This window comes from Bradyrhizobium commune (genome assembly GCF_015624505.1).
GTDB lineage: Bacteria > Pseudomonadota > Alphaproteobacteria > Rhizobiales > Xanthobacteraceae > Bradyrhizobium > Bradyrhizobium commune.
Map to the genome: position 1 here is coordinate 4856062 of NZ_CP061379.1, position 20819 is coordinate 4876880.

Annotated in this window: 23 protein-coding genes; 11 read left to right on the forward strand and 12 right to left on the reverse strand. The window is 65.8% G+C overall.

Translation table 11 applies throughout. The annotated features are described in order from the left end of the window. Nucleotides 1–8: 8 nt before the first annotated feature. From IC761_RS23005 to IC761_RS23025, 5 genes are read right to left on the reverse strand one after another with little or no spacing between them, the layout of a single operon-like run. Nucleotides 9–962 carry a dihydrodipicolinate synthase family protein gene (locus IC761_RS23005; protein WP_195798913.1) on the reverse strand — a complete coding sequence of 318 codons (954 nt, stop codon included), beginning with the start codon at nt 960–962 and terminating at the stop codon, nt 9–11. Continuing rightward, nucleotides 959–1390, reverse strand: coding sequence for a MaoC family dehydratase (locus IC761_RS23010; protein WP_195798914.1), 432 nt, complete (start codon nt 1388–1390; stop codon nt 959–961). The genes IC761_RS23005 and IC761_RS23010 overlap by 4 nt, the downstream gene beginning before the upstream one ends. Before the next feature lie 3 nt (nt 1391–1393). Further along, complete coding sequence (locus IC761_RS23015) at nt 1394–1801, reverse strand: MaoC/PaaZ C-terminal domain-containing protein (protein WP_195798915.1); 408 nt, start codon at nt 1799–1801, stop codon at nt 1394–1396. Between the two features lie 10 nt (nt 1802–1811). Next, nucleotides 1812–2975, reverse strand: a complete 1164-nt coding sequence (locus IC761_RS23020) for an acyl-CoA dehydrogenase family protein (protein WP_195798916.1) — start codon at nt 2973–2975, stop codon at nt 1812–1814. Further along, entirely contained in the window at nt 2972–4162 is a 1191-nt protein-coding gene (locus IC761_RS23025) for a CaiB/BaiF CoA transferase family protein (protein ID WP_195798917.1), read from the reverse strand. Before IC761_RS23025 ends, IC761_RS23020 begins: the two co-directional genes overlap by 4 nt. A 192-nt stretch (nt 4163–4354) precedes the next feature. On the opposite strand from IC761_RS23025, the gene IC761_RS23030 reads away from it, so the two are divergent. Then, nucleotides 4355–5257 (forward strand): LysR family transcriptional regulator, encoded by a 903-nt coding sequence (locus tag IC761_RS23030; protein ID WP_195798918.1) that lies wholly within the window; start codon nt 4355–4357, stop codon nt 5255–5257. 5 nt (nt 5258–5262) lie between these two features. Here IC761_RS23030 and dapA read toward each other — a convergent pair whose 3' ends face one another. Together dapA and IC761_RS23040 are read right to left on the reverse strand one after the other, a co-directional pair. Then, entirely contained in the window at nt 5263–6171 is a 909-nt protein-coding gene (gene dapA / locus IC761_RS23035) for a 4-hydroxy-tetrahydrodipicolinate synthase (RefSeq protein WP_195798919.1), read from the reverse strand. Nucleotides 6172–6237: 66 nt separating this feature from the next. Further along, a complete protein-coding gene (locus IC761_RS23040) occupies nt 6238–6477 on the reverse strand; it encodes a hypothetical protein (RefSeq protein ID WP_195804892.1) in 240 nt (79 codons plus the stop codon). Here IC761_RS23040 and IC761_RS23045 point away from each other — a divergent pair. The 6 genes from IC761_RS23045 to IC761_RS23070 all read left to right on the forward strand — a co-directional run bounded on the left by IC761_RS23045 (nt 6380) and on the right by IC761_RS23070 (nt 11981). Further along, entirely contained in the window at nt 6380–7450 is a 1071-nt protein-coding gene (locus tag IC761_RS23045) for a LacI family DNA-binding transcriptional regulator (RefSeq protein ID WP_246791576.1), read from the forward strand. The genes IC761_RS23040 and IC761_RS23045 overlap by 98 nt on opposite strands. A gap of 3 nt (nt 7451–7453) precedes the next feature. After that, entirely contained in the window at nt 7454–7822 is a 369-nt protein-coding gene (locus IC761_RS23050) for a tautomerase family protein (protein ID WP_195798921.1), read from the forward strand. A 15-nt stretch (nt 7823–7837) separates the two neighbouring features. Beyond that, complete coding sequence (locus tag IC761_RS23055; RefSeq protein WP_195798922.1) at nt 7838–8980, forward strand: acyl-CoA dehydrogenase family protein; 1143 nt, start codon at nt 7838–7840, stop codon at nt 8978–8980. 16 nt (nt 8981–8996) lie between these two features. Beyond that, the gene (locus IC761_RS23060) at nt 8997–10580 is read left to right on the forward strand and encodes an acyl CoA:acetate/3-ketoacid CoA transferase (RefSeq protein WP_195798923.1); all 1584 of its coding nucleotides are present in this window, start codon (nt 8997–8999) and stop codon (nt 10578–10580) included. A gap of 9 nt (nt 10581–10589) precedes the next feature. Beyond that, nucleotides 10590–11078: a MaoC family dehydratase gene (locus tag IC761_RS23065; protein WP_195798924.1), complete on the forward strand. Its 489-nt coding sequence runs from the start codon at nt 10590–10592 to the stop codon at nt 11076–11078. Between the two features lie 66 nt (nt 11079–11144). Continuing rightward, nucleotides 11145–11981 carry an ABC transporter substrate-binding protein gene (locus IC761_RS23070; RefSeq protein ID WP_195798925.1) on the forward strand — a complete coding sequence of 279 codons (837 nt, stop codon included), beginning with the start codon at nt 11145–11147 and terminating at the stop codon, nt 11979–11981. A gap of 115 nt (nt 11982–12096) precedes the next feature. Here IC761_RS23070 and hydA read toward each other — a convergent pair whose 3' ends face one another. From hydA to IC761_RS23095, 5 genes are read right to left on the reverse strand one after another with little or no spacing between them, the layout of a single operon-like run. Then, entirely contained in the window at nt 12097–13506 is a 1410-nt protein-coding gene (gene hydA / locus IC761_RS23075; protein WP_195804746.1) for a dihydropyrimidinase, read from the reverse strand. A gap of 11 nt (nt 13507–13517) precedes the next feature. Continuing rightward, nucleotides 13518–14249, reverse strand: a complete 732-nt coding sequence (locus tag IC761_RS23080) for a maleate cis-trans isomerase family protein (protein WP_195798926.1) — start codon at nt 14247–14249, stop codon at nt 13518–13520. Between the two features lie 9 nt (nt 14250–14258). Beyond that, the gene (locus IC761_RS23085; RefSeq protein ID WP_195798927.1) at nt 14259–15035 is read right to left on the reverse strand and encodes an ABC transporter ATP-binding protein; all 777 of its coding nucleotides are present in this window, start codon (nt 15033–15035) and stop codon (nt 14259–14261) included. Beyond that, on the reverse strand, nt 15035–15886 hold the full coding sequence (locus IC761_RS23090; RefSeq protein WP_195798928.1) for an ABC transporter permease: 852 nt from the start codon (nt 15884–15886) through the stop codon (nt 15035–15037). The genes IC761_RS23085 and IC761_RS23090 overlap by 1 nt, the downstream gene beginning before the upstream one ends. Beyond that, on the reverse strand, nt 15870–16874 hold the full coding sequence (locus tag IC761_RS23095) for an ABC transporter substrate-binding protein (RefSeq protein ID WP_195798929.1): 1005 nt from the start codon (nt 16872–16874) through the stop codon (nt 15870–15872). Before IC761_RS23095 ends, IC761_RS23090 begins: the two co-directional genes overlap by 17 nt. Nucleotides 16875–17072: 198 nt before the next feature. On the opposite strand from IC761_RS23095, the gene IC761_RS23100 reads away from it, so the two are divergent. The 4 genes from IC761_RS23100 (at nt 17073) to IC761_RS23115 (ending at nt 20815) form a co-directional block, all read left to right on the forward strand. Next, a complete protein-coding gene (locus IC761_RS23100) occupies nt 17073–17783 on the forward strand; it encodes a GntR family transcriptional regulator (protein WP_246791306.1) in 711 nt (236 codons plus the stop codon). Between the two features lie 2 nt (nt 17784–17785). Next, nucleotides 17786–18535: an aspartate/glutamate racemase family protein gene (locus IC761_RS23105; protein ID WP_195798931.1), complete on the forward strand. Its 750-nt coding sequence runs from the start codon at nt 17786–17788 to the stop codon at nt 18533–18535. A 108-nt stretch (nt 18536–18643) separates the two neighbouring features. Then, nucleotides 18644–19738 (forward strand): ABC transporter ATP-binding protein, encoded by a 1095-nt coding sequence (locus IC761_RS23110; RefSeq protein ID WP_195798932.1) that lies wholly within the window; start codon nt 18644–18646, stop codon nt 19736–19738. A gap of 30 nt (nt 19739–19768) precedes the next feature. Continuing rightward, nucleotides 19769–20815 carry an ABC transporter substrate-binding protein gene (locus tag IC761_RS23115; RefSeq protein WP_195798933.1) on the forward strand — a complete coding sequence of 349 codons (1047 nt, stop codon included), beginning with the start codon at nt 19769–19771 and terminating at the stop codon, nt 20813–20815. Nucleotides 20816–20819: the final 4 nt, after the last annotated feature.

A 20819-nucleotide genomic window follows, 5' to 3' on the forward strand; every position in this document is an offset into this window, starting at 1 on the left:
GGCGACCCCTACCTCAGGCGAATGTCGCCGGCCGCGCGCGCGACGCCGACGGTCGTTGCGATGGCGTCGCACAGCGCGGGAAGCACTGGCAGCAGCGGCGGCCGCGGATCGGCTTTACCGATCAGGCCAAGCGCCTTCAGCCCCTCCTTCATCCGCGTGTGCATGTCCATGATCGGCGCGGGGCCATAGATCGCCCGGACGATCGGATAGAGCCGCTCGTTGACGGCGCGCATTGCCTTGAGATCGTCGGCAAGCGCGGCCTGCCACAGCACGATGAACAGATGCGGCGCGAGGCTGACGAGGCCGGAGAGAATGCCGTCGCCGCCGATGGCAAGCTGCGGCAGGAACCAGTTGAAATTCGACGGCAGGATCGCCACGGAAGGATCGGCCTGCTTGACCGCCCGCCGGTTCTCGTCATAGGCGAAGATGGTGTCGCTGCCCTCCTTGATCGCGATGACGCTGTCGAGCGCAGCAATCTTCGCCAGCGTCTCCGGCGAATAGCCGAATCCGGAGCTGAGCGGATACTGGAAGATCGATACCGGAATCCCGATGGCGGAACTGACCGCCTGCACGAAGGCCACCGGCGCGCGCGAGGTCGCCGATGCACCACCTCCAAGTGGCGCCGGCGGGAATAGCACAGCGCAGTCCGCGCCGGCGGCTTCGGCGAGCTGGGACTGATGGATCGCCTCGGCAGTCGAATGCGCGATGATGCCGGCCAGCAGCGGCTTGCCGCCGATCTGCCGACGTGTCCGCTCGATCACGGCCTGGCGCTCGTCGTCGGAGAGCGATCCGCCCTCGCCGGCATGTCCGTTGACGAACACGGCCGCCACTCCGTCTGGGCACGCACAATAGTCGAGCACGCGGGCGTAGCCGTCCCAGTCGATCGCGCTATCGTCCCTAAAGGGCAGCACGGTTGCGACCGTGACGCCGCGCAGATCAGGCTTCTTCATCGGCTTGCTCATGACGGTTTCCGCCGCGGAAATTTCAGGCTCGCGCGCGCCTTCAGCACTTCGAGACCACCTTCATTGCGGGCGCTCGCCTCCCAGATGACGGTTCGGGTCTCATCGTGTTGCTCCGCGATCCAGACGTCGAAGGTCAGCGTGTCGCCGTAGAACACGGGGCCGGTGAACCAGAACCGGTCCTCCACCGACACGCCGATGGTGCCGACCAGCTCGCTGGTGAGGATGCTGGTGCAGAGGCCCGCAACCATGATCCCCGGCGCCAGCCTGCGGCCGAAGCGGGTCGCGCTTGCATAGACCTCATCGACATGGACGGGCCCGAAATCGCCGGTCGCGGCGATGTACAGCGCACCATCGGCCTCGGTGATGGTCTTGCTGAGGCTGACCCTGTCGTTGACCTTCAGATCGTCGAAGGATTTCGGCTCGTACATGGCTCAGCCCTTCGCGAAGGGAACGAGCATCGCGGTGCCATCCACCACGATCGCGCCTGAGGGCGACAACGTGCAGGTGACGCGGCAGGTCGCCTCGTCGCCGGCGACCTCGACGATCTCGGCCTTGGCCTCGACGGAATCGCCGACGATCACCGGTGCGGCAAAATTCAGCGCGATGCTTCCGATCCGCCGCGTCGGCCCGCCGAGCTGGCTAAGGCAGGTGGTGGCGAGACCGCCGACGGCGAGCTCGAAGGCGACCATGTTGGAGGCGCCCGCCTTCTTGGCGCGGACGGCATCGACATAGAGACCGCCGAGATTGCCGCTGATGCCGGTGAACATCGCCTGTTCGGCCACCGTCATCGTTTTACGGAAGGCGAAGGCTGCGCCGGGCTTGAGAGGTGAATGAGACATCGGTCGTTCCCTAGAGCTGCAAGCCGTTCTTGATGGTGCTGCGCGCAACCAGCATGCGGTGGATTTCGGAGGTACCGTCATAGATGCGGGTGACCCGCGCATCGCGATACATGCGCTCCAGCGGCAGGTCCTTGCTGAATCCCATGCCGCCGAACACCTGGATGGCGCGGTCGACCACGCGGCCCTGCATCTCCGAGGCCGCGACCTTGATCATCGAAACCTTGTCGCGTGCATCCCGCCCCTGGTCGATGTCCCAGGCCGCGTTCATCACCATCATCTTGACGCCATAGATCTCGGTGGCGGAATCGGCGATCAGCTTTTGCACCATCTGGAAGTCGCCGATCAGCTGGCCGAACTGGCGCCGCTCGCCGGCGTGCCGGCGCATCATCTCGAGCGCGCGCTGCGCCATGCCGACGGCGCGCGCGCCGATATGGGCGAGCCTGATCTGGAGCACGCTCTGCATGATCAGCTTGAAGCCGCCGCCGACCTCGCCGAGCACGGCGTCCTTCGGGATGCGGCAGTCCTCGAACGACAGCTCGGCGTGGCCGTAGCCGCGATGGCCCATCATCGGCTGGGTGCGCGCCACCTTGAAGCCGGGCGTGCCGCGGTCGACCAGGAACAGCGTGATGCCGCCGCGGGCCCGCTTGTCCTTGTCCGTCAGCGCCATCAGGATCACATAGTCGGCGATGTCGCCGTCGCTGATGAAATGCTTGGTGCCGTTGAGCACCCAGGACTCGCCGTCGAGATGCGCCGTCGTGCTGATCGAGGCGGCGTCGGAGCCGGCGCCCGGCTCGGTGATCGCCATGGCGCAGATCTTGTCGCCCCTGACCGTCGGCAACAGGTAGCGCTCGATCTGGTGGCCCTTGCAGGCCATCAACATCGGATAGACCTGGCCGAACACACGGCGGATCAGCGCGTCCGAGGTCTTGCCGAATTCCTCCTCGACGAGGCAGTGCTCGACGCAGGACAGCCCGCCACCGCCGACATCGGCCGGCATGTTCATGGCGTAGAGACCGAGCTTCTGCGCCTTGGCTTTTGTCATCGCCAGCGCATCGGCCGGCACCGTGGCCGTGCGCTCCACTTCGTCCTCAAGCGGCTGCACTTCCGTCTCGACGAAGCGGCGGATAGTATCGACCAGGAGGCGCGTATCCTCAGGAATTGAAAAATCGATCATCGCGCCACCCCCACAGCCTTGGCTGCAACCATGGCCTCGATGGCGGCGGCGCCGTAACCGATCTCGCCGAGCACCTCGCGCGTCTGTGCACCGAGCCGCTGCGGCACCAGCCGCACCGCCGGCGTCTGGCCGTCATAGCGCGCGGGATGCGCAACCATCCGGATCGGCGCGCCGCCCGCACTCTGGGCCGTCTTGAACACGCCGAGATGGTTGAGCTGGGGATCCGATTCGAGATCGCGATAGTCCTGCACCGGCGCGTGCCAGATCCGCGCCGCTTCCAGCAAGGGTAACCATTCGGCCGTCGACCTCTGCTTCAGCCTGATAGCAACGATCCGCGTGATCTCCTCTCGCTTCGAAAAACTGTCGGCCTCGCCGAACTGCTTCAATTCCTCGCTGTCCAGCGCGACCGCCAGCGCCTTGGGTGCTGCCATGGAGATCGCGAGATGGCCGTCCGCCGTGGCGTGGACGCCGTAAGGCCCCGGGCTGAACCAGGCGGCAATGCCGGCCGGCCCGCGCGGCGTCGGCGACGGCGCGCCGTTCAGCCAGGCCGTCAGCGGCTCGACCTGGAGATCGATCGCGGCCTGGTACAGGTTGACCTCGACGAGCTGACCCTTCCCGGTCTTGGTCCGCGCGAACAGCGCCGCGAGAATGCTCATCGCATAGAGCGAGGCTGCGTGTTGATCGACGATGACGGCACCGACCGCCGTCGGCTCACCGTCGGCACGCCCGGTCCGCATCGCAAGGCCCGACATCGCCTGAAGCAGGAGATCCTGACCCGGACGGTCCTTGTAGGGACCATCCGATCCGAAGCCCGTTGCGACCGCATAGATCAGGCCGGGGTTGATCGTCTTGAGCGTCTCGTAGCCGAGGCCGAGCTTGGCCATGGTCCCCGGGCGGAAATTCTCCATCACGACATCCGAGGTCGCGACCAGCTTCTTCACGGCGGCGATGCCATCGGGATGCTTGAGATCGACGGCGATGCTGCGCTTGTTGCGCCCGGTCGCGAGATGATTGACGCTGTCGCCCGCGACAAAATGGTTGGCGACAGCCCAGTTGCGCTGAAACGCGCCCTCGATCGGCTCGACCGCGATGACGTCGGCACCGAGATCGGCGAGCGTCTGCGCCGCCAACGGGCCCGCGAGGTAATGATTGAAGCTGAGGATCTTGACGCCGTCGAGCAGGTTCATCCGTTCACACCATGCCTGGCGCGCGACCTGCGCGTTCGGTGACGCTTCTGTCGCTGCGCGATGTCTTCGCGCGAAGCGTAAGCCGCGGCTTCCTGCATCGACAACATCGCCATCAATTATTTTCCGCGCGAGGTTGATAACCGAAATCTATGATGCACATTGTCATCGCTCACTCATGATCGGACCGACCTCATGAATCTCCGACAGCTCGAAATCCTGCGCGCCGTGATGCGCACGCGATCGACGGTCGCGGCTGCGAAGGATCTCGGCATGTCGCAGCCAGCGGTCAGCAACGCCATCAAGCACGCGGAGACCGCGCTCGGCTTCCTGCTGTTCGATCGCATCAACAAGCGCATGATCCCGACCCAGGAGGCGCAGATCCTGCTCGCGGAAGCCGAGCCGCTGTTCCTGATGCAGGATTTGATCAGCCAGACGGCCGCGCATCTGCGCGCCGGCCGCAAGGGGCGGATGCGCATCGTGGCGACGTCCGAATTGTCGGAGTCGCTGTTGCCGCAGGTGGTCGCGCGGTTCAGCCGCGATCATGGCGGTGTCGAGATTTCGCTGGAGACGCAGCGCCTCGACGATCTCCTCGAATATGTCGAGACCGGTGTCGTCGACATCGGCTTCGCCATGGAGCCGCACCCGCGACCGACGCTGGACTATCTGCCGCTGGCGCAGCTCGACATGGTCTGCGCCTGCCCGGCCGACAGTCCGCTCGCGCAGCTGAGCTTCGTCAGCCCCACCGATTTGCGCGACATGCCGCTGATCAACGCCCGGACGTCGAGCCGCATCAGCAGCCTGATTCAGGAGGCCTTTCGCCGCAGTGCCGTCAACTTCGCACCCGCCATCGACGTGCGCTTCATGAACGTTGCCGGACATTTCGTCGAGGAAGGGCTCGGCGTCACCATCATGGACGAGCTGACGGCCTCCTCGAAGCGCTACGACCGTCTCAGAAGCGTACCGTTCAAGCCGAAGACCGAGGTCACCGTGTCGGCAATCGTGCCCGCCGGCCGCATGCAGCAACGGTTGACGCAATCCCTGATCAGGCACGCGCGCGAGGAGATCGCGGCGCGGATTGCGGCGGCGCGGCAGTGATGCCCTCATGCGCTCGCCCGCGATAAGGATGCCGGCCACGCCAATTCGAACCGCTTGACCAGCGCAAGCGCGGCCGCATCCTGCGCCGCCGGCAGCGGCAGCCGCGGCGGGCGTGGATTGCCGACCGAAAAACCCATATGGCCGAGCAGCGCCTTGCTGCCGGCGACATAGGCCTGGCCGCCGACGAATTCGATCACCGGCAGATATTTCAGGTAGAGCTCGCGCGCCTCCTTGATCGCACCGTCATCGGCGACGAGACTGAAGATGCGCGCCATCTGCGACGGCACCACATTGGAGGCGACTGCCACCCAACCCTGCGCGCCTTCCACGAAGGATTCGAAGCCGAGGATGCCGCCAAACACGGTCAGCCTGTCACCGCAGAGGCGGATGATGTCGCGCACCCGCGTCACCTCCAGCGTCGACTCCTTGATATAGAGACAGTTGTCGATCTCGGCGAGGCGCGCCACGAGCTGCGGCTTGAGATCAACATTGGCGGTGGCCGGATTGTTGTAGACCATGATCGGCAGCGAGATCGCCTCCGCCACCGTCTTGTAATGGTGGACGAGCTCGTCGTCGGTCGGCGTCGAGTAGAACGGCGGAATGATCATCACGCCATCCGCGCCTAGTTTTTCGGCACGACGGCTGAGGCGCACGACCTCGCGCGTATCCTCCGCGCCGGTGCCGATCAGCACCGGCACGCGACCTGCGGCCTGGCTGATAACGACGTCGGCAACCAGCGCCTTCTCGTCGTCATCGAGCGACAGGAATTCGCCGGTCGAGCCGAGCGGAATCAGTCCATGGATGCCTTCCGCGATCTGCCAATCGACGAACGCCCGCAGCGATGCGACATCGACGTCGCCGGCCGGCGTAAACGGGGTGATCATGACGGTGTAGGTGCCACGGAACGTCTTCATCGGGGAGCTGCCGGATCATCGAGCGAGGCCACGGGACGGCGATACCTTGCGGAATATCCGCAGGATTTATGCAATCGATTGCGCAACTGGCTCAGCATTGAGCAACACCATCCATTTTTTGGGCTTGATCCCCGCGGATTTGGCCCATAAATTTTCTGCAATCGTTTGCAGTTTATCGGCAGGTTTGATGAGCGTCACGCTCAAAGATGTGGCACAGGCGGCCCGTGTTTCGGTCAGCACTGCTTCCCGAGCACTGACCGGGACGGGCCTGACCAGCGAGCGCACGCAGCAGCGCTTGACGCGCATTGCGCGCGAGCTCGGCTATCGGCCGAACCCGATCGCGCGCGGCTTGAAGACCGGGCAGTCGCGGCTGGTCGCGCTGCTCGTGCACAATCTCACCAACGCCTCGTTCCAGGTGATGGCCGAAGTGGTGCAGGCGCGCCTCAAGGCGCTGGGTTATCAAATGCTTCTGTGCATCGGCGGCGACGATGCCCAGCAGGAGAGCGACACGCTCACCACGCTGGTCGACCACCGCATCGACGGGCTGATCGTGGTGCCCACCGGCAAGAACGGCGCGCAGCTCGAGACGCTCGCCAAGGACGTCCCGATCGTCTGCCTGGTGCGGCGCGATGACGCAACCGACCTCGAGACCGTGCTCGCCGACGATCCGCAAGGCGCCTATCTCGGCACCCGCCATCTGATCGAACTCGGCCACAAGCGCATCGGGCTGATCGTCGGCCGCAGGGACACGACATCCGGCCGCGAGCGTTTGTCCGGCTACATCCGCGCTTTGCGCGAGTCGGACATCCCCGTTGACGACACGTTGATTCACGCCGGCCATTTCGTGCCCGAGACCGGCGCGACCTGCTGCCGCGCCCTGCTCGATCTCCCGCGCCCGCCCAGCGCGATCTTCGTCGCCAATCACGAGGCAACGCTCGGCGTGCTGCGGGTGACGGCGGAGCGGAACATCGCGATCCCCAATGATCTGTCGCTGCTCTGCTACGAGGACATGCCGTGGTTCGAATGGCATCGCCCGGCGATTAGCATCGTCGACAACGGCGCGCGCGATCTCGCCAATCTCGCCGTCGACCGGCTGCTGCATCGCATGGACGCGAAGGGCAATGGTAATGATGGCGTGCGCGAATATCGTGTCGGCGCCCGGCTGGTGCAGCGCGATTCCTGTCGCCGGTTCGACGCTGCGAAGTCCGCGAAATCCAAATCTCCCCCGTCCAAATCGTCTGCGGCCAAGTCGCCTGCGACGAAGCCCGCGAAGGTCTGATCAATGCCCTATGTCGAAGTGCTCGCCCCGCAGGTTCCGCCCCAGCGCAAGGCCGCGCTGGCGCGGTCCGTCACCGACGGCCTGATGTCGGCCTTCGGCGTCACCGCGGATACGATCACGCTCTACTTCCTCCCCATTGCGCCGGAGGACTACGCCCATGCCGGCACGTTCGGCGCACAGGACACAGGCATGCGGATCCTGCTCAAGGTGCACGCCTTCCGCCGCACCGAGGCCGAGCGCCGCGCCGCCGCCATCGCCCTGACCCGCGGCGTGTGCAGCGCTTACGGCGTATCCGGTGACGATGTCGCGGTCTACTTCCTCGATCGCGACAAGAGCGAAGTGTCCCACAATTCCAAGCTCGCCAGCGACTGACGGGAGCCTCACGCCATGGACCGCTTTTACAGCCAAGACCAGAAAGCCCTGCGCGAGACCGCCCGCCGCTTTGCGGAGGCCGAGATCCTGCCGCGCGCGGCGACCATCGACCGCGAGGACCGCTTCGATCGCGCGCTCTACCAGGGCATGGCCGATCTCGGCCTGTTCGGCATCTGCCTGCGCGAGGGCGCGGGCGGCGCCGGGCTCGATGCGGTCGCGGCCTGCATCGCGATGGAGGAGCTGGCGCGCTGCTCAGGCGCGGTCGCCAATGCCTTCGCAATTCCGGTCGAAGCGGTGTTGTTCTTTGACCACCACGGCACCGATGCGCACAAGGCGCTGATCCCGAAAATCCTGAGCGGCGACATCATTCCGGCCACCGCCGTGTCCGAGCCCGATCACGGCTCCGACGTTGCGGGCATCCGCACCAATGCCGTCCGTGACGGCAATGGCTGGCGGCTCAACGGCACCAAGGCCTGGGTGACGCTCGGCGGCGTCGCCGACCGCATCATGGTGTTCGCGCGCACCGGCGCGGATGCCGGCCATCGCGCCATTTCCTGTCTTCTCGTCGACGGCGCCCTGCCCGGCATCGCGCGCGGCAAGAACGAGGAGCTGCTCGGCATGCACGGCCTCGACGACTGCCAGATCACCTTCTCGGACGTGCAGCTGCCGGCCGACAGCGTGATGGGGCCGGAGAACCAGGCCTTCAAGATGGCCATGAGCAATTTCAACTTCAGCCGGCTGATGATGGCCTCGATGGCACTCGGCATGGCGCAGGCCGCATTCGAGGATGCCACCGCCTACGCAAAGGACCGCAAGCAGTTCGGCCAGGCCATCATCGGCTTCCAGGCCGTCCAGTTCATGCTCGCGGACATGTCGACCGACATCGCCGCCGCGCGCCTCCTGATCCATCACGCCGCGCGTCTGCACGATGCCGGCGAGCCGATCGCCAAGGAGGCGGCGCAGGCAAAGCTGTTCACGACCGACATGGCGATGAAGCACGTCTCCAACGCGCTCCAGATCCACGGCGGCAACGGCTATTCGCGCGAGTACCGTATCGAGCGGCTGTTCCGCGACGTCCGCCTCGCCCAGATCTACGAGGGCACCAACCAGATCCAGCGGCTGATCATCGCCCGCCAGGTCGAGAAGGAGGCCGCGTGATGGGACGCGTGCAGTCATGCTGAGCATCATCACCGCAGCAGAGGCCGCAGGCCTCATCCGCGACGCCGACACGCTGATCGTCGGCGGCAATGGCGGCACGGGCGCCGCCGAAGCCATCCTCGATGCACTGGAGCAGCGCTTCCTCGGCGGTCAGGGCCCGCACAATCTGACGCTGATCAACATCACCGGCGTCGGCGCGGTGACCGAGAAGGGCCTCTGTCATCTCGCCCATGAAGGCATGATCGCACGCGTGATCGGCGGCAATTTCGGCTTGCAAGTGCCGTTCATGCGCCTCGTCCGTGACGAGCTGATCGACGCCTACAATTTCCCGCAAGGGGTGATGAGCCAGCTCTGCCGCGCGATGGCGGCGAAGCATCCGGGCGTGCTCACCCATGTCGGCCTCAACACCTATATGGACCCGCGCCAGGACGGCGGCCGCATGAACACGCGCACCACCGCGCCGCTGGTCGATCTGCTCGAGCTGCACGGCCAGTCCTGGCTGCTCTACCGCGTTCCTGCCCCGCCCGATGTTGCCATCATTCGCGGCACCTCCGCGGATGAGGACGGCTATATCAGCATGGAGCACGAGGGCACGACGCGCGAGGATCTCTCGATCGCGCAGGCTGTGCACAATGCCGGCGGCACCGTGATCTGCCAGGTCAAGCGAATCGTCAAACGCGGCTCGATCCATCCGCAGATGGTGAAGATCCCGGGCTTCCTGATCGATCATGTCGTGCTCGAGCCCGATCAGATGCAGACCTACGGAACGGTCTACGACCCCGCGCGCTGCGGCGAGACGCGCGTGCCGGTGGCCATGATCACGCCGGATCCGCTGACCGAGCGGCGCGTGATCGCCCGCCGCGCCGCTTTCGAGCTGCGCCCGCGCGACGTGGTCAATCTCGGCGTCGGCATCTCCGCGATGATCCCCAATGTCGCCGCCGAGGAAGGCATCTCCGACCTGATCACGCTGACGGTGGAATCCGGCGTGGTCGGCGGCGTGCCCGGTCATGCTCGCGAGTTCGGCACCGCGATCAATCCGCGCGTCATCCTCGACCAGGCCTATCAGTTCGATTTTTACGACGGCGGCGGATTGTCATGCGCCTTCCTCTCCTTCGCGGAGGTCGACGAGGCCGGCAACGTCAACGTCACCCGCTTCGGCGACCGCCGCGACGGCTCCGGCGGCTTCATCGACATCACGCAAAACGCCAAGCGGCTGATCTTCAGCGGCACCATGACCGGCGGCAAGTTCGACATCGGTGTCGAGAACGGCCGCCTCGCGATCCGGCGCGATGGCGCCTTCCGCAAATTCGTAGCCCAGGTCGGCCAGATCAGCTTCAGCGCGTCGCTCGCCGCGCAGCGCGGCCAGCACGTCAGCTACATCACCGAGCGCGCCGTGTTCGAGCTCGAGAACGGCAGCGTGACGCTGACCGAGATCGCACCGGGCGCTCGCCTCGAGGAGGACATCCTCGCCCATATGGGCTTCCGCCCGCGCATCAGCCCGCAGCTGCGGGATATGGACCCGCGCATCTTCCGTTCCGGGCCGATGGGGATCGCACAGAGCTTCAAGGCGCTGCCGGCACGGTCACGCAAGGTCGCCTGAGGGATCCCTATGGACACGAGCGCACCGATCAATCTCCGCTATGAGGACATCGCGCTCGGCGCGGAGTTCGAGACCGCCGTGCACACCGTGACGGAGGCCGATATTGCGACCTTTGCCGACGTCACGCGCGACCATCACCCGCTTCATGTCGACGGCGCGTACGCGCGCTCGCGCGGCTTTCCGGCCGTGATCGGCCACGGCCTGTTCGGCCTGTCGCTGATGGAGGGACTGAAGTCCGAGCTGAAGCTGTACGAGGAGACGTCCATCGCCTCGCTCGGCTGGGACGAGGTCAAGTTCAAGGGCCCCATCGTCGCCGGTGACAGCCTGCGGGTCCGCTTCCGCTTCGTCGAGAAGCGGCCGACCAAAAATCCCGAGCGCGGCATCGTCGTCGAGACGCTCGATCTCATCAACCAGCGCGACGAGGTGGTCACCGCTGCCCGCCACATCTCGCTGATTTTGACCCGGCAGGCCGATCAAGGCATGCCGCTTGCTACATGACACGACAACACGAGAAGACGTCGGACCGGAGACGGCTGCCACCCACGATTTGACAGGAGTACTTTGATGCGATTTCCAAAAACCTTCTCCGCTTTCGCTGTTCTGATCGGCCTGTCGCAGGCGGCCGCCGCCCAGACCTGCACGCCAAAGGTGCCGGCGTCGAGCCTGATCGAGGCGCCGAAATGGCAGATGTCGATCAACCCGACGCTGCCGCCGCAGCAATTCGTCGACGACAAGGGCGAGCTGCAGGGCCTCAATGTCGAGCTCGCCCGCGAGATCGCCAAGCGCATCTGCGTCGAGCCGGTGTTCCTGCGCATGGACTTTCCGCCGATGATCCCGGCGCTGCGCTCCGGCCGTTTCGACGCCATCAACACCGGCCTGTTCTGGACCGAGGAGCGCTCGAAAATGCTCTACCTCGTGCCGTATGCGCAGCAGGCAATCAGCATCTACACCGACCCCGCCTCCAGCCTGAAGCTGGAGAAGTTCGAGGATCTCGCCGGCCGCGTCGTCGGCGTCGAATCGGCGACCTACACCGAGCGCAAGGCACGCGAGTTCAGCGCCGCGATGGAGGCCAAGGGCCTGAAGCCGATCGATCTGCGCACCTTCACCACCGTCACCGCGACCTCGGCGGCGCTGCGCGCCGGCCAGCTCGAAGCCGCGCTCAACATCAACGAGACCGCGAACTCGCTCGAGCAGAAGGGCATCGCAAAGATCTGGGTGCGCGACATCGCCGGCACCGACATCACATTTGCCTTTCGTGACAAGCTGCTCGCACAAGCTTTCGCCGACGCGCTGACTGCGGCCCGCGCCGACGGCACCTATGACAGACTGTTCGACAAGTTCGGCATGACCAAGCTGAAGACGACGACGTTTGCCATTCGTGGCGAGGGGCCGACGAACTAAGGGGGCGTGCTCTGCTCTTGTGTCCCGGGCGCGCTGCAACGCTCTTGCGTTGCGGCGCAGAACCGGGACCCAGACGGCGACACCGCACGCGGCGAGATGGCCGGGCGACGAGCCGTCACACCAGGCTCGACTTGCCGCGGCTCAGCACCTCACCGGCGCCCTTGTCGCCGACGATCCTGCCCTGCTCATACACCACCCGGCCGCGGGCAATGGTCGTCACCGGCCAGCCGGTGACGTCAAACCCCTCCCAGGGTGTGTAGTCGGCGCCGTGGTGCAAATCGGCCTGCTGAATGGTCTTCTTCAGCTTCGGATCCCACAGCACGATATCGGCATCGAAGCCGATTCCGATCGAGCCCTTGCGGGGATAGAGGCCGTAGATGCGCGCGTGGTTGGTCGCGGTCAGCTCGACGAACTTTTGCAAGCTGATGCGCCCCTTCGAGACGCCCTCGGAGAACAGGATGGGCAACCGCGTCTCGACGCCAGGGATGCCGTTCGGGACCCAGCGGAACGAGGTGCGGGCATTCGGCGTCAGCTTGCCCTTGGGATCGTCATAGCGGAACGGGCAATGGTCGGACGAGAAGGTCTGGAACACGCCTGACGTGATACCTTCCCAGATCGCCTGCTGGCTCTCGACATCGCGCGGCGGCGGCGAGCAGACATACTTGGCGCCGGTGATGTCCATGTTGAGGCCCTTCATGTCGTCGGCCGTCAGCGTGATGTATTGCGGGCAGGTCTCCGCATGCACCGGCAGGCCGCGCTGCTGGGCCCAGCGCACCTGCTCCATCGCCTCGCGCCCGGAGACGTGGACGATCATGATGGGAACGCCGATCACCTCGGCATGGCTGATGGCACGATGCGTCGCCTCGCGCTCGACGGCCTGGGGCCGCGAGGCGCCATGATAATAGGGCGCGAGGTGGCCTTCACGCTCGAGCTTCGCGGTGAGGAAGCGGATGGCGTCATAGCCCTCGCAATGGACCATCACCAGCGCCTCCTCGCGGCGCGCGACCTCGAACACCTCGAGCAGCTGCCTGTCGCTCAGCACGAGGTCGTCATAGGTCATGAACACCTTGAACGAGGTGTAGCCGTCCTTGACCAGGGCCGGCAGCTCCTGGCCGAGCACGACCGCGGTCGGATCGGAGATGATGAGGTGAAACGCCGTGTCGATGTAGCACTCACCTTCCGCGAGCTTGCGGTAGTTCTCGACACAGGTGCGCAGCGAAGTGCCCTTCTCCTGGAGCGCAAAGGGCAGCACCATGGTGTTGCCGCCGGCCGCCGCCGCGCGCGTCGCGGACGCAAAATCGTCGGCCATCACGACGTCCGGGCCGGAGGCCTGGGAGATGTGGACGTGGCTGTCGATGCCGCCCGGCAGCGCCAGCAGGCCCGTGGCGTCGATCTCGCGCGCGGCGCCCTCGATGCGATCGGCGATGCTGACGATGCGGCCGTCGCGAATGCCGATATCGGCGGAAAACTCGTCGCTGGCCGTCACGATGGTGCCGCCGCGAATGGCGAGATCGAGCTGCGTCACAGAGGTCTCCGTCACTTGGTGATCGGCACTGTCTGGAATATCCGGCCCCACGACGCAAGGGCCGTGATGTCGCCGCCGGCGAGACTGAGGCTTCGCCACAGCGTGACCGCGACCGAGTCGAGCACGGCGATATCCAGATCGCGTTCGAGCGAGGCGGCAAGCGCCGCGCCGTCAAGATTGGTGCAGAGGATGACGACGGCATCGGCGCCCTCGGCCGCCACCGCGCGGATCATGTCTGCGATCGTCGCAGGCGCGACCTCGCCGAAGGAGAAATTGTCGCGAAGCCCAAGATGCCGCTCCGCATGCGGGGCGATCCCCTCCTCGGCCCAGACATCTCCAATGCGCCGCTGAACGTCGTCGGTATACGGCGAGACCAGGCCGACGCACCGGGCTCGAAGCGCGCGGGCCGCATCGATGCAGGCGAGTGTCGAGGTCGTCGCCGGCACGCCGGTGCGCGCCGTGATCGCTTCGCACAGGCTGCGGTCGCGGCCGATGCCGAGCCAGCTGGCGGACGTGCCGTTCCAGGCGATGGCGTCGACCTTGGCATCGGCGAGCAAATCCGCCGCCGGGAGCATCACGGAGGCATCGAACTGGCTCAGTGCGGCCGCATCGAGCGCGATCTCGGTGACACGGAAGCGAGAGAAATGCGCGGTGACGTCGACCACGCCATGCAGCATGGCGCTGGTGACGGGCTCCAGCACCGAATTGGAGGACGGCGTGATCATGCCGAGACGCTTGCGCATGGCCCTACTCTACGACGCCTGCGCGAGCCGCGTCGACTCCTGCCGGATCAGAGCTAGAATGCGGCGCTTGGCGTCGTTGAATTCGGGGCTGGTGATGTCGCGCGGGCGCGGCAGGTCGAAATTGACGGCCTCGCGGATCCGGCCGGGCCGCCTGGTCATCACCACGATCTTGTTGCCGAGCACCAGCGCCTCGTCGACGCTGTGGGTGACGAACACGATGGTGCAGCGGCGCTTCTGCCAGATCGCGACCAGCTCCTCCTGCATCTCGAGCTTGGTCTGGGCATCCAGCGCCGCGAACGGCTCGTCCATCAGGATCACGCCCGGGTTCATCAGCAGCGCACGCGCAATGCCCACGCGCTGGTTCATGCCGCCGGACATTTCGGAGGGATGATGGTGCTCGAAGCCGCGCAAGCCGACGAGATCGATGAACTCCATGGCGCGATCGTAGCGCTCGGATTTAGTGACGCCCTTGAGCTTGAGATGGAAGGCGATGTTGTCGATCGCCGTCAGCCACGGCATCAGGGTCGGCTGCTGGAACACCACGCCGCGGTCCGAGCCCGGCCGCTCGACCTGCTTGCCGCCGACCAGCGTGCGGCCGGAGGTCGCCTGCTCGAAGCCGGCGATGATGTTGAGCAGGGTCGACTTGCCGCAACCGGACGGGCCGAGCAGGCAGACGAAGTCGTTGGTTTCGATGTCGAGATTGATGTTGTCCAGCGTCAGCAAATCGCGGCCGCGCCGCTTGTCGGAAAACACCTTGACGATGTTGCGAAGCTCGATGGCCGCCATCAGCCCGCCCTGCCCTGCACGGTGGTTGTCTGCTGCCAGCGCAGCGTGCGCGCCATGATCGCCTTGAGGCCGATATCTGAGAGATAGCCGAGCAGCCCGATCGAGATCATCGCCGCGAGCACGATGTCGTAGCGCAGGAAATAATAGGAATCCCACAGCACATAGCCGAGGCCGCTCTTGACCGCGACCATCTCGGCCGTGACCGTCAGCATCCAGGCCGAGCCGACCGCGATGCGTAGCCCCGCAAAGATCGAGGGCAGCGCCGCGGGCAGCACGATGTCGGTCAGCATCTGCCGCTGGCTTGCGCCCATCATCGCGCCGGCGCGCACCAGATTGTGGTCCACGGTCTTGACGCCGTGAATGCTGTTCATCAGCACGGGAAAGAAGGCGCCGAGAAAGACCAGGAAGATCGCCGGCTTGTCGGCGATGCCGAACCAGATGATGGCGAGCGGAATCCAGGACACCGGCGGGATCGGCCGCAGGATCTGGAGCGTCGGCTCCAGCGTCTTCTCGAACAGCCGCGACCAGCCGATCGCGACGCCGGCGAGGATGCCGAGCGCGCTTGCCAGCGCAAAGCCGCCGAACACGCGCAAGGCGCTGGCGAGCGCATCGCGCAGCCAGTGCCCGGAATAGGTCTGCGTGGTCTCGTCGAACCCGAACACCCAGTCGCCGAGCGCATGCAGCACCGCACTCGGCGCCGGCAGCAGGGCCGGCGGCAGCATGCCGCTGCGGGCAAACGCCTCCCAGCCGGCGATCAGCAGCGCGGGCACAATGAGGCGCTCGAGCCCCTGGAGCGCCCGCGTCAGCCGAAACGCCGGCTTGGCTGGAGCTGTGTCAGTAACCGAGGTCATTCTTGGCTTTTCCCGTGGCCTGCTCCAGGAAGGAATAGTCCATGTTCTTCTCCGCTTCCGCGGAGACGTCCTTCGAGATGTATTTGAGGTCGCGCATCATCGCGGCGATCGCGAGCGTCTGCGAACGATGGATCGCGGGATCAGGCGAGGCGTTGTTCAACGCCTCGGTCGCCACCGTCTTGTCGAGGCCGGTGAGCTTGTTGATGACGTCGATCCACGGGCCCTTGTCGGCCATCAGCCTGTTGTCGAGCTCGACCACGGCGGTGACGATGCCCTGGACGCCGGCACGCTGGCTCGCGATCACGTCGGAGCGGGTGACGATGAGGTTGGTGAGGTTCCCCGCGGCCTGGTCGTACGGCAGCACAAAATGCTTGCCCGCGCCCGCAAGCCGGATCTGCGAGGCGAACGGCTCGACCGAGCAGATCATGTCGACCTCGCCGCGCTGAAGCGCCGCGAGATGGTCGGACGGATTGGGAATGTTGATGAACTGGATGTCCTTGTTGGGATCGACGCCCTGCTTCAGGAACGCGCCGCGCATGTGGATGTCCTGCGCGTTGCCGCGCGAGGCCGCGACCTTCAGCGGCTGCCCGTCGCTCTTTGCCTTCGCGACGGTCGCCTTGAAGGCCGACCAGTCATCCGGCGGAAGGTTCAGCTTCGCAGACGAAAGACATTCCGAGCCGCCATTGATCTGTCCGGACACGGCGACGACGTCGAAACCTTTGTCGAGCGCGGTGATGTAGTGGAGATAGGTGACCTGCGCGACGTCGATGCTCTTCGATATCAGCGCGGTGAGAACGTCGTTGCCCGAGTTGAAGCCGGTGGCCTCGACCTCGACGCCCTTCGCCATGCCGGGGATGAGTGACATCGGCAGGCAGTGCGCGCATTTGGCGTAGCCGAGCTTGATCTTCGCCGTCTGCGCGGAGGCGAGCTCGCTGCCACCGAACATCGCCGCCATCACCACGAGACCCAGTCGCAAACTCGTCCGCATCGCTTACTCCGTCTCAAAGGCGCGAGATCCCGCGCGTTGCGCAGGATCATCCGTCGCTCTTCGCCGCAGCGCAATCCGGTTTTTGCATGCTGCATACAATTTGCGCGGTATGCCATTGTTTTCAGCTAGATGCGTCGGTATTTTGGGCAAGCTAAAGAGCTCAAAACGGCTAAGATCATCTTGAGAAACGAGGCACGCGTGCAGCCAAAATCGGAAGCGCCGAAGGGACGAAAACCGCCCAAGCTCAAGCGGATGGGCCTGCACGAGCGCGCGGCTGCGCGGATGCGGACAATGATCATTCGCGGCGAGCTGCCGCCGGGATCGCAGACCCGGGAAACGAGGCTATCGAAGGAGCTCGGCGTGTCGCGCACGCCGCTGCGCGAGGCGATGAAGGTGCTCGCGGCCGAGGGATTGATCGAGCTGCGCCCCAACCGCAGCCCGCGCATCGCCGATATCGCAGTTGACGGCATCTCGGAATTGTTCGAGGCGCTGGCCGGCATCGAGCGGCTCGCCGCAGAGCTTGCGGCGGAGCGCGCCACCGAGCGCGACCTCGCCCGTCTGCGTACGCTTCAGACCCGGATGGAGGGTCATCACCGCAACGGCAGGCTCGACGAGTATTTTGCGATCAATGGCGAGATCCACAACGCCATCGTCCGCATGGCCCGCAATACCCCGCTGCGCGAAGCGCACGAGACGTTGATCTCCCGCGCCGAACGCGCGCGCTATCTCGCGCTCGGCGCCGACCGCCGCTGGAGCAATTCGGTCGACGAGCACGCCGATATTCTCGCAGCGCTCGAGGCGCGCAACGGCGAGGCGGCCGGCCGCCTGCTCGCTGCCCATGTCGCGCGCACCGGCACGGCACTGCTGGAGGTTCTCGCAAACTCTCGGCCCAAGCAGACGGCGGCCTGATCATGAAGCTTCTGCTGCTCAACCCGAACACCAGCACCGCCGTTACGCAGTTGATGACGGATGTCGGGCAGCGCGCAGCCTCGCCCGGCACCAGGCTGATCCCCTGCACCGCGACCCGCGGCGTGCCCTATATCTCGACCCGCACCGAGGCGCAGATCGGCGGCGCGATTGCGCTGGAGATGCTGGCCGAGCAGCACAACAAGGTCGACGCCGCGATCATCGCAGCCTTCGGCGATCCCGGCCTGTTCGCCGCGCGCGAAACCTTCGACATTCCCGTCATCGGCATGGCGGAGGCGGCGATGCTGACGGCGTGCATGGCCGGCCGTCGCTTTGCCATCGTCACCTTCGCGCAAGCGCTGGGGCCCTGGTACGAAGAGTGTGTCCGCGACCACGGGCTGCGGGAGCGGTGCGCCGGTATCCGCATGCTCGATACGCCGTTCCAGGCGATCTCCGAGGTCGGCAGTGAGAAGGAGGATGTGCTGGTCGAGCTTGCGCAGCGCGCCATCGTCGAGGACGACGCCGATGTGCTGATTTTTGCCGGTGCCCCGCTCTCGGGCCTCGCCGAACGCGTCGCCGACCGGATCCCCGTTCCCGTCATCGATCAGGTCGTCGCTTCCGTGAAACAGGCCGAGGCGCTGGTCGCGCTGCGTCTGCGCAAGGCGACCGCGGGGACGTTCCGCAGGCCAGCCGCGAAGCCGACCAATGGCCTTGCCGAGACGCTGGCCGCCCGGCTCGAGCATCGCGACAGCTAGGGGAGCTTTGGCCGGCGATGCCTGAGGTTCAATCCATTTTCGATCGCACCGCCGGCATTTCAGGGCACGGGACTTGCTTTCTTCCCCTTGAGAACGGGAGGCAACACCATGGCTGATGCGCCAAGCGGACGTTCGCTCGTCGTCGATGCGGTCACGCACCGCTATCCGAGCGGCGCGCTCGCGGTCGAGAACATCAATCTCGACATCAAGGGCGGCGAGATCATCGCGCTGCTCGGCCCGTCCGGCTGCGGCAAGACGACGCTGCTTAGGATCGTCGCCGGCTTCATCGCGCAGACGCAGGGCCGGATCATCATCGGCGACGACATCGTCGATGCGCTGCCGCCGAACCGCCGCGCCGTCGGCATCGTATTCCAGAACTACGCGCTGTTTCCGCATCTCACCGTCAGCGAGAATGTCGGCTATGGGCTCGCCGCCCGCGGCGTCGACAAGGCGACGCGACAGCGCGAGGCGCAGCGCCTGCTGGAGCTGGTGCAGCTGCCGACGATGGCCGATCGGCTGCCGCGTCAGCTCTCCGGCGGCCAGCAGCAGCGCGTCGCGCTTGCCCGCGCGCTCGCGATCAAGCCGTCGATCCTGCTGCTCGACGAGCCCTTTGCCGCGCTCGACAAGAATTTGCGGCTCGACATGCAGATCGAGATCAAGCGATTGCAGCGTGTCTCCGGCATCACCACGCTGATCGTGACGCATGACCAGGAAGAGGCGCTCTCGATGGCCGACCGCGTCGCGGTGCTGAGCCACGGCAAGCTCGAGCAGTTCGGCTCGCCCTCCGATGTCTACGACCGGCCGCAGACACTGTTCGTGAACACCTTTGTCGGCTCCAGCAATCGCATGCCCGGCGTGGTGGTGTCGGCGGATCGCACCGCTGCAAAGGTGCGGCTCGACGCCGGCGCTGAGATCGTTGCGCGGCCCGCGGGCGGCGCGCTCGCCGAGGGCGGCCGCGTCACCGTCTGCATCCGGCCCGAACATCTGCAATTCGTCGGCGACGAGACCGGCTTTGCCGGCGTGGTCGGCATGTCGCTGCCGCTCGGCGCGACCGTCGTGCACGAGGTCACGACCGCGGACGGCTCCGGCGTCAAGGTCTCGCAGGCGCGCATCGGCGAGACGCGCGCCCTGGAGAACGGTGCCGCGGTGCGCCTCGCGCCGCTCGCCCCGTCGCTCGCCAATGCCTTTCCCGCAACGCTTTAGATTTGAGTCTTTGTCCATAGGGAGTTCGACATGATCCTGAACCGCCGAAGCCTGATGACGACCGCACTGACACTCGGCGCCATGAAGGCGTTTCCCGGGCTGAGCTACGCCCAGGCCCGCCCGCTGGTGTTTGCGACCTTCACCGGAAGCTGGGAGGAAGCGCACAAGGCCGTGCTGGTGCCGGCGTTCCGCAAAGCCAACGCGGATGCCGCGATCGTGCTCGACCCCATGCTGTCGGTCGACCAGATCGCGAAGGTCAACGCCGCAAAGGCCAATCCGCCGATCGACGTCATGCTGCATGACCCCGGTCCGGCGCTCGTCGCAATCGGCCAGGACCTCGCCGAACCCTACCCGGTCGAGAAGAGCGCCTATTACAAGGACCTGATCGCCGAGGCGCAGGAGCCGATGGGCCCGGCGCCGTTCTTCCAGGTCGTCGGCCTCACCTACAATCCGGAAGCGATCAAGACGCCGCCGACCTCCTGGGCCGATCTCTGGAAGCCGGAGTTCAAGGGCCGCGTCGGCATCACCAACCTCAACTCGACGCTCGGCACCGGCTGGCTGGTCGAGATCGCCAAGATGCGCGGCGGCTCTGAAGCCAATGTCGATCCCGGCTTCAAGGCGCTGGAGGAGCTGAAGCCGAATCTCGCCGCGGTCGCCGCCAATCCCGGTGCGCTCGCGACCCTGTTCCAACAAGGCCAGATCGACATCTCGCCCGGCAATTTCAACGCGATCCAGATCCTGAAAGCGCGCGGCGTGCCGGTCGAGTTCGTGGCGCCGAAGGAAGGCGCCATCGCCTTCAAGACCACGATCCACATCGTCAAGAACTCGCCCAACCGCGAGCTCGCCTTCAGGCTGATCGAGGCATCGCTGAGCCCGGAGGTCCAGACCACGCTGATGAACCCGCCCTATCTGATCGTGCCGACCAATTCCAAGGTGGCGATGGGCGGCGAGATCGCGCGCGTGCTGGCCAAGGACACGGCGGAATTGAAGCAGAAATTCGTGTTCCAGGACTGGAAGAAGATCAACGAGCAGCGCTCGGCCTGGATCGAGCGCTTCAACCGCGAGATCAAGATCTAGGACC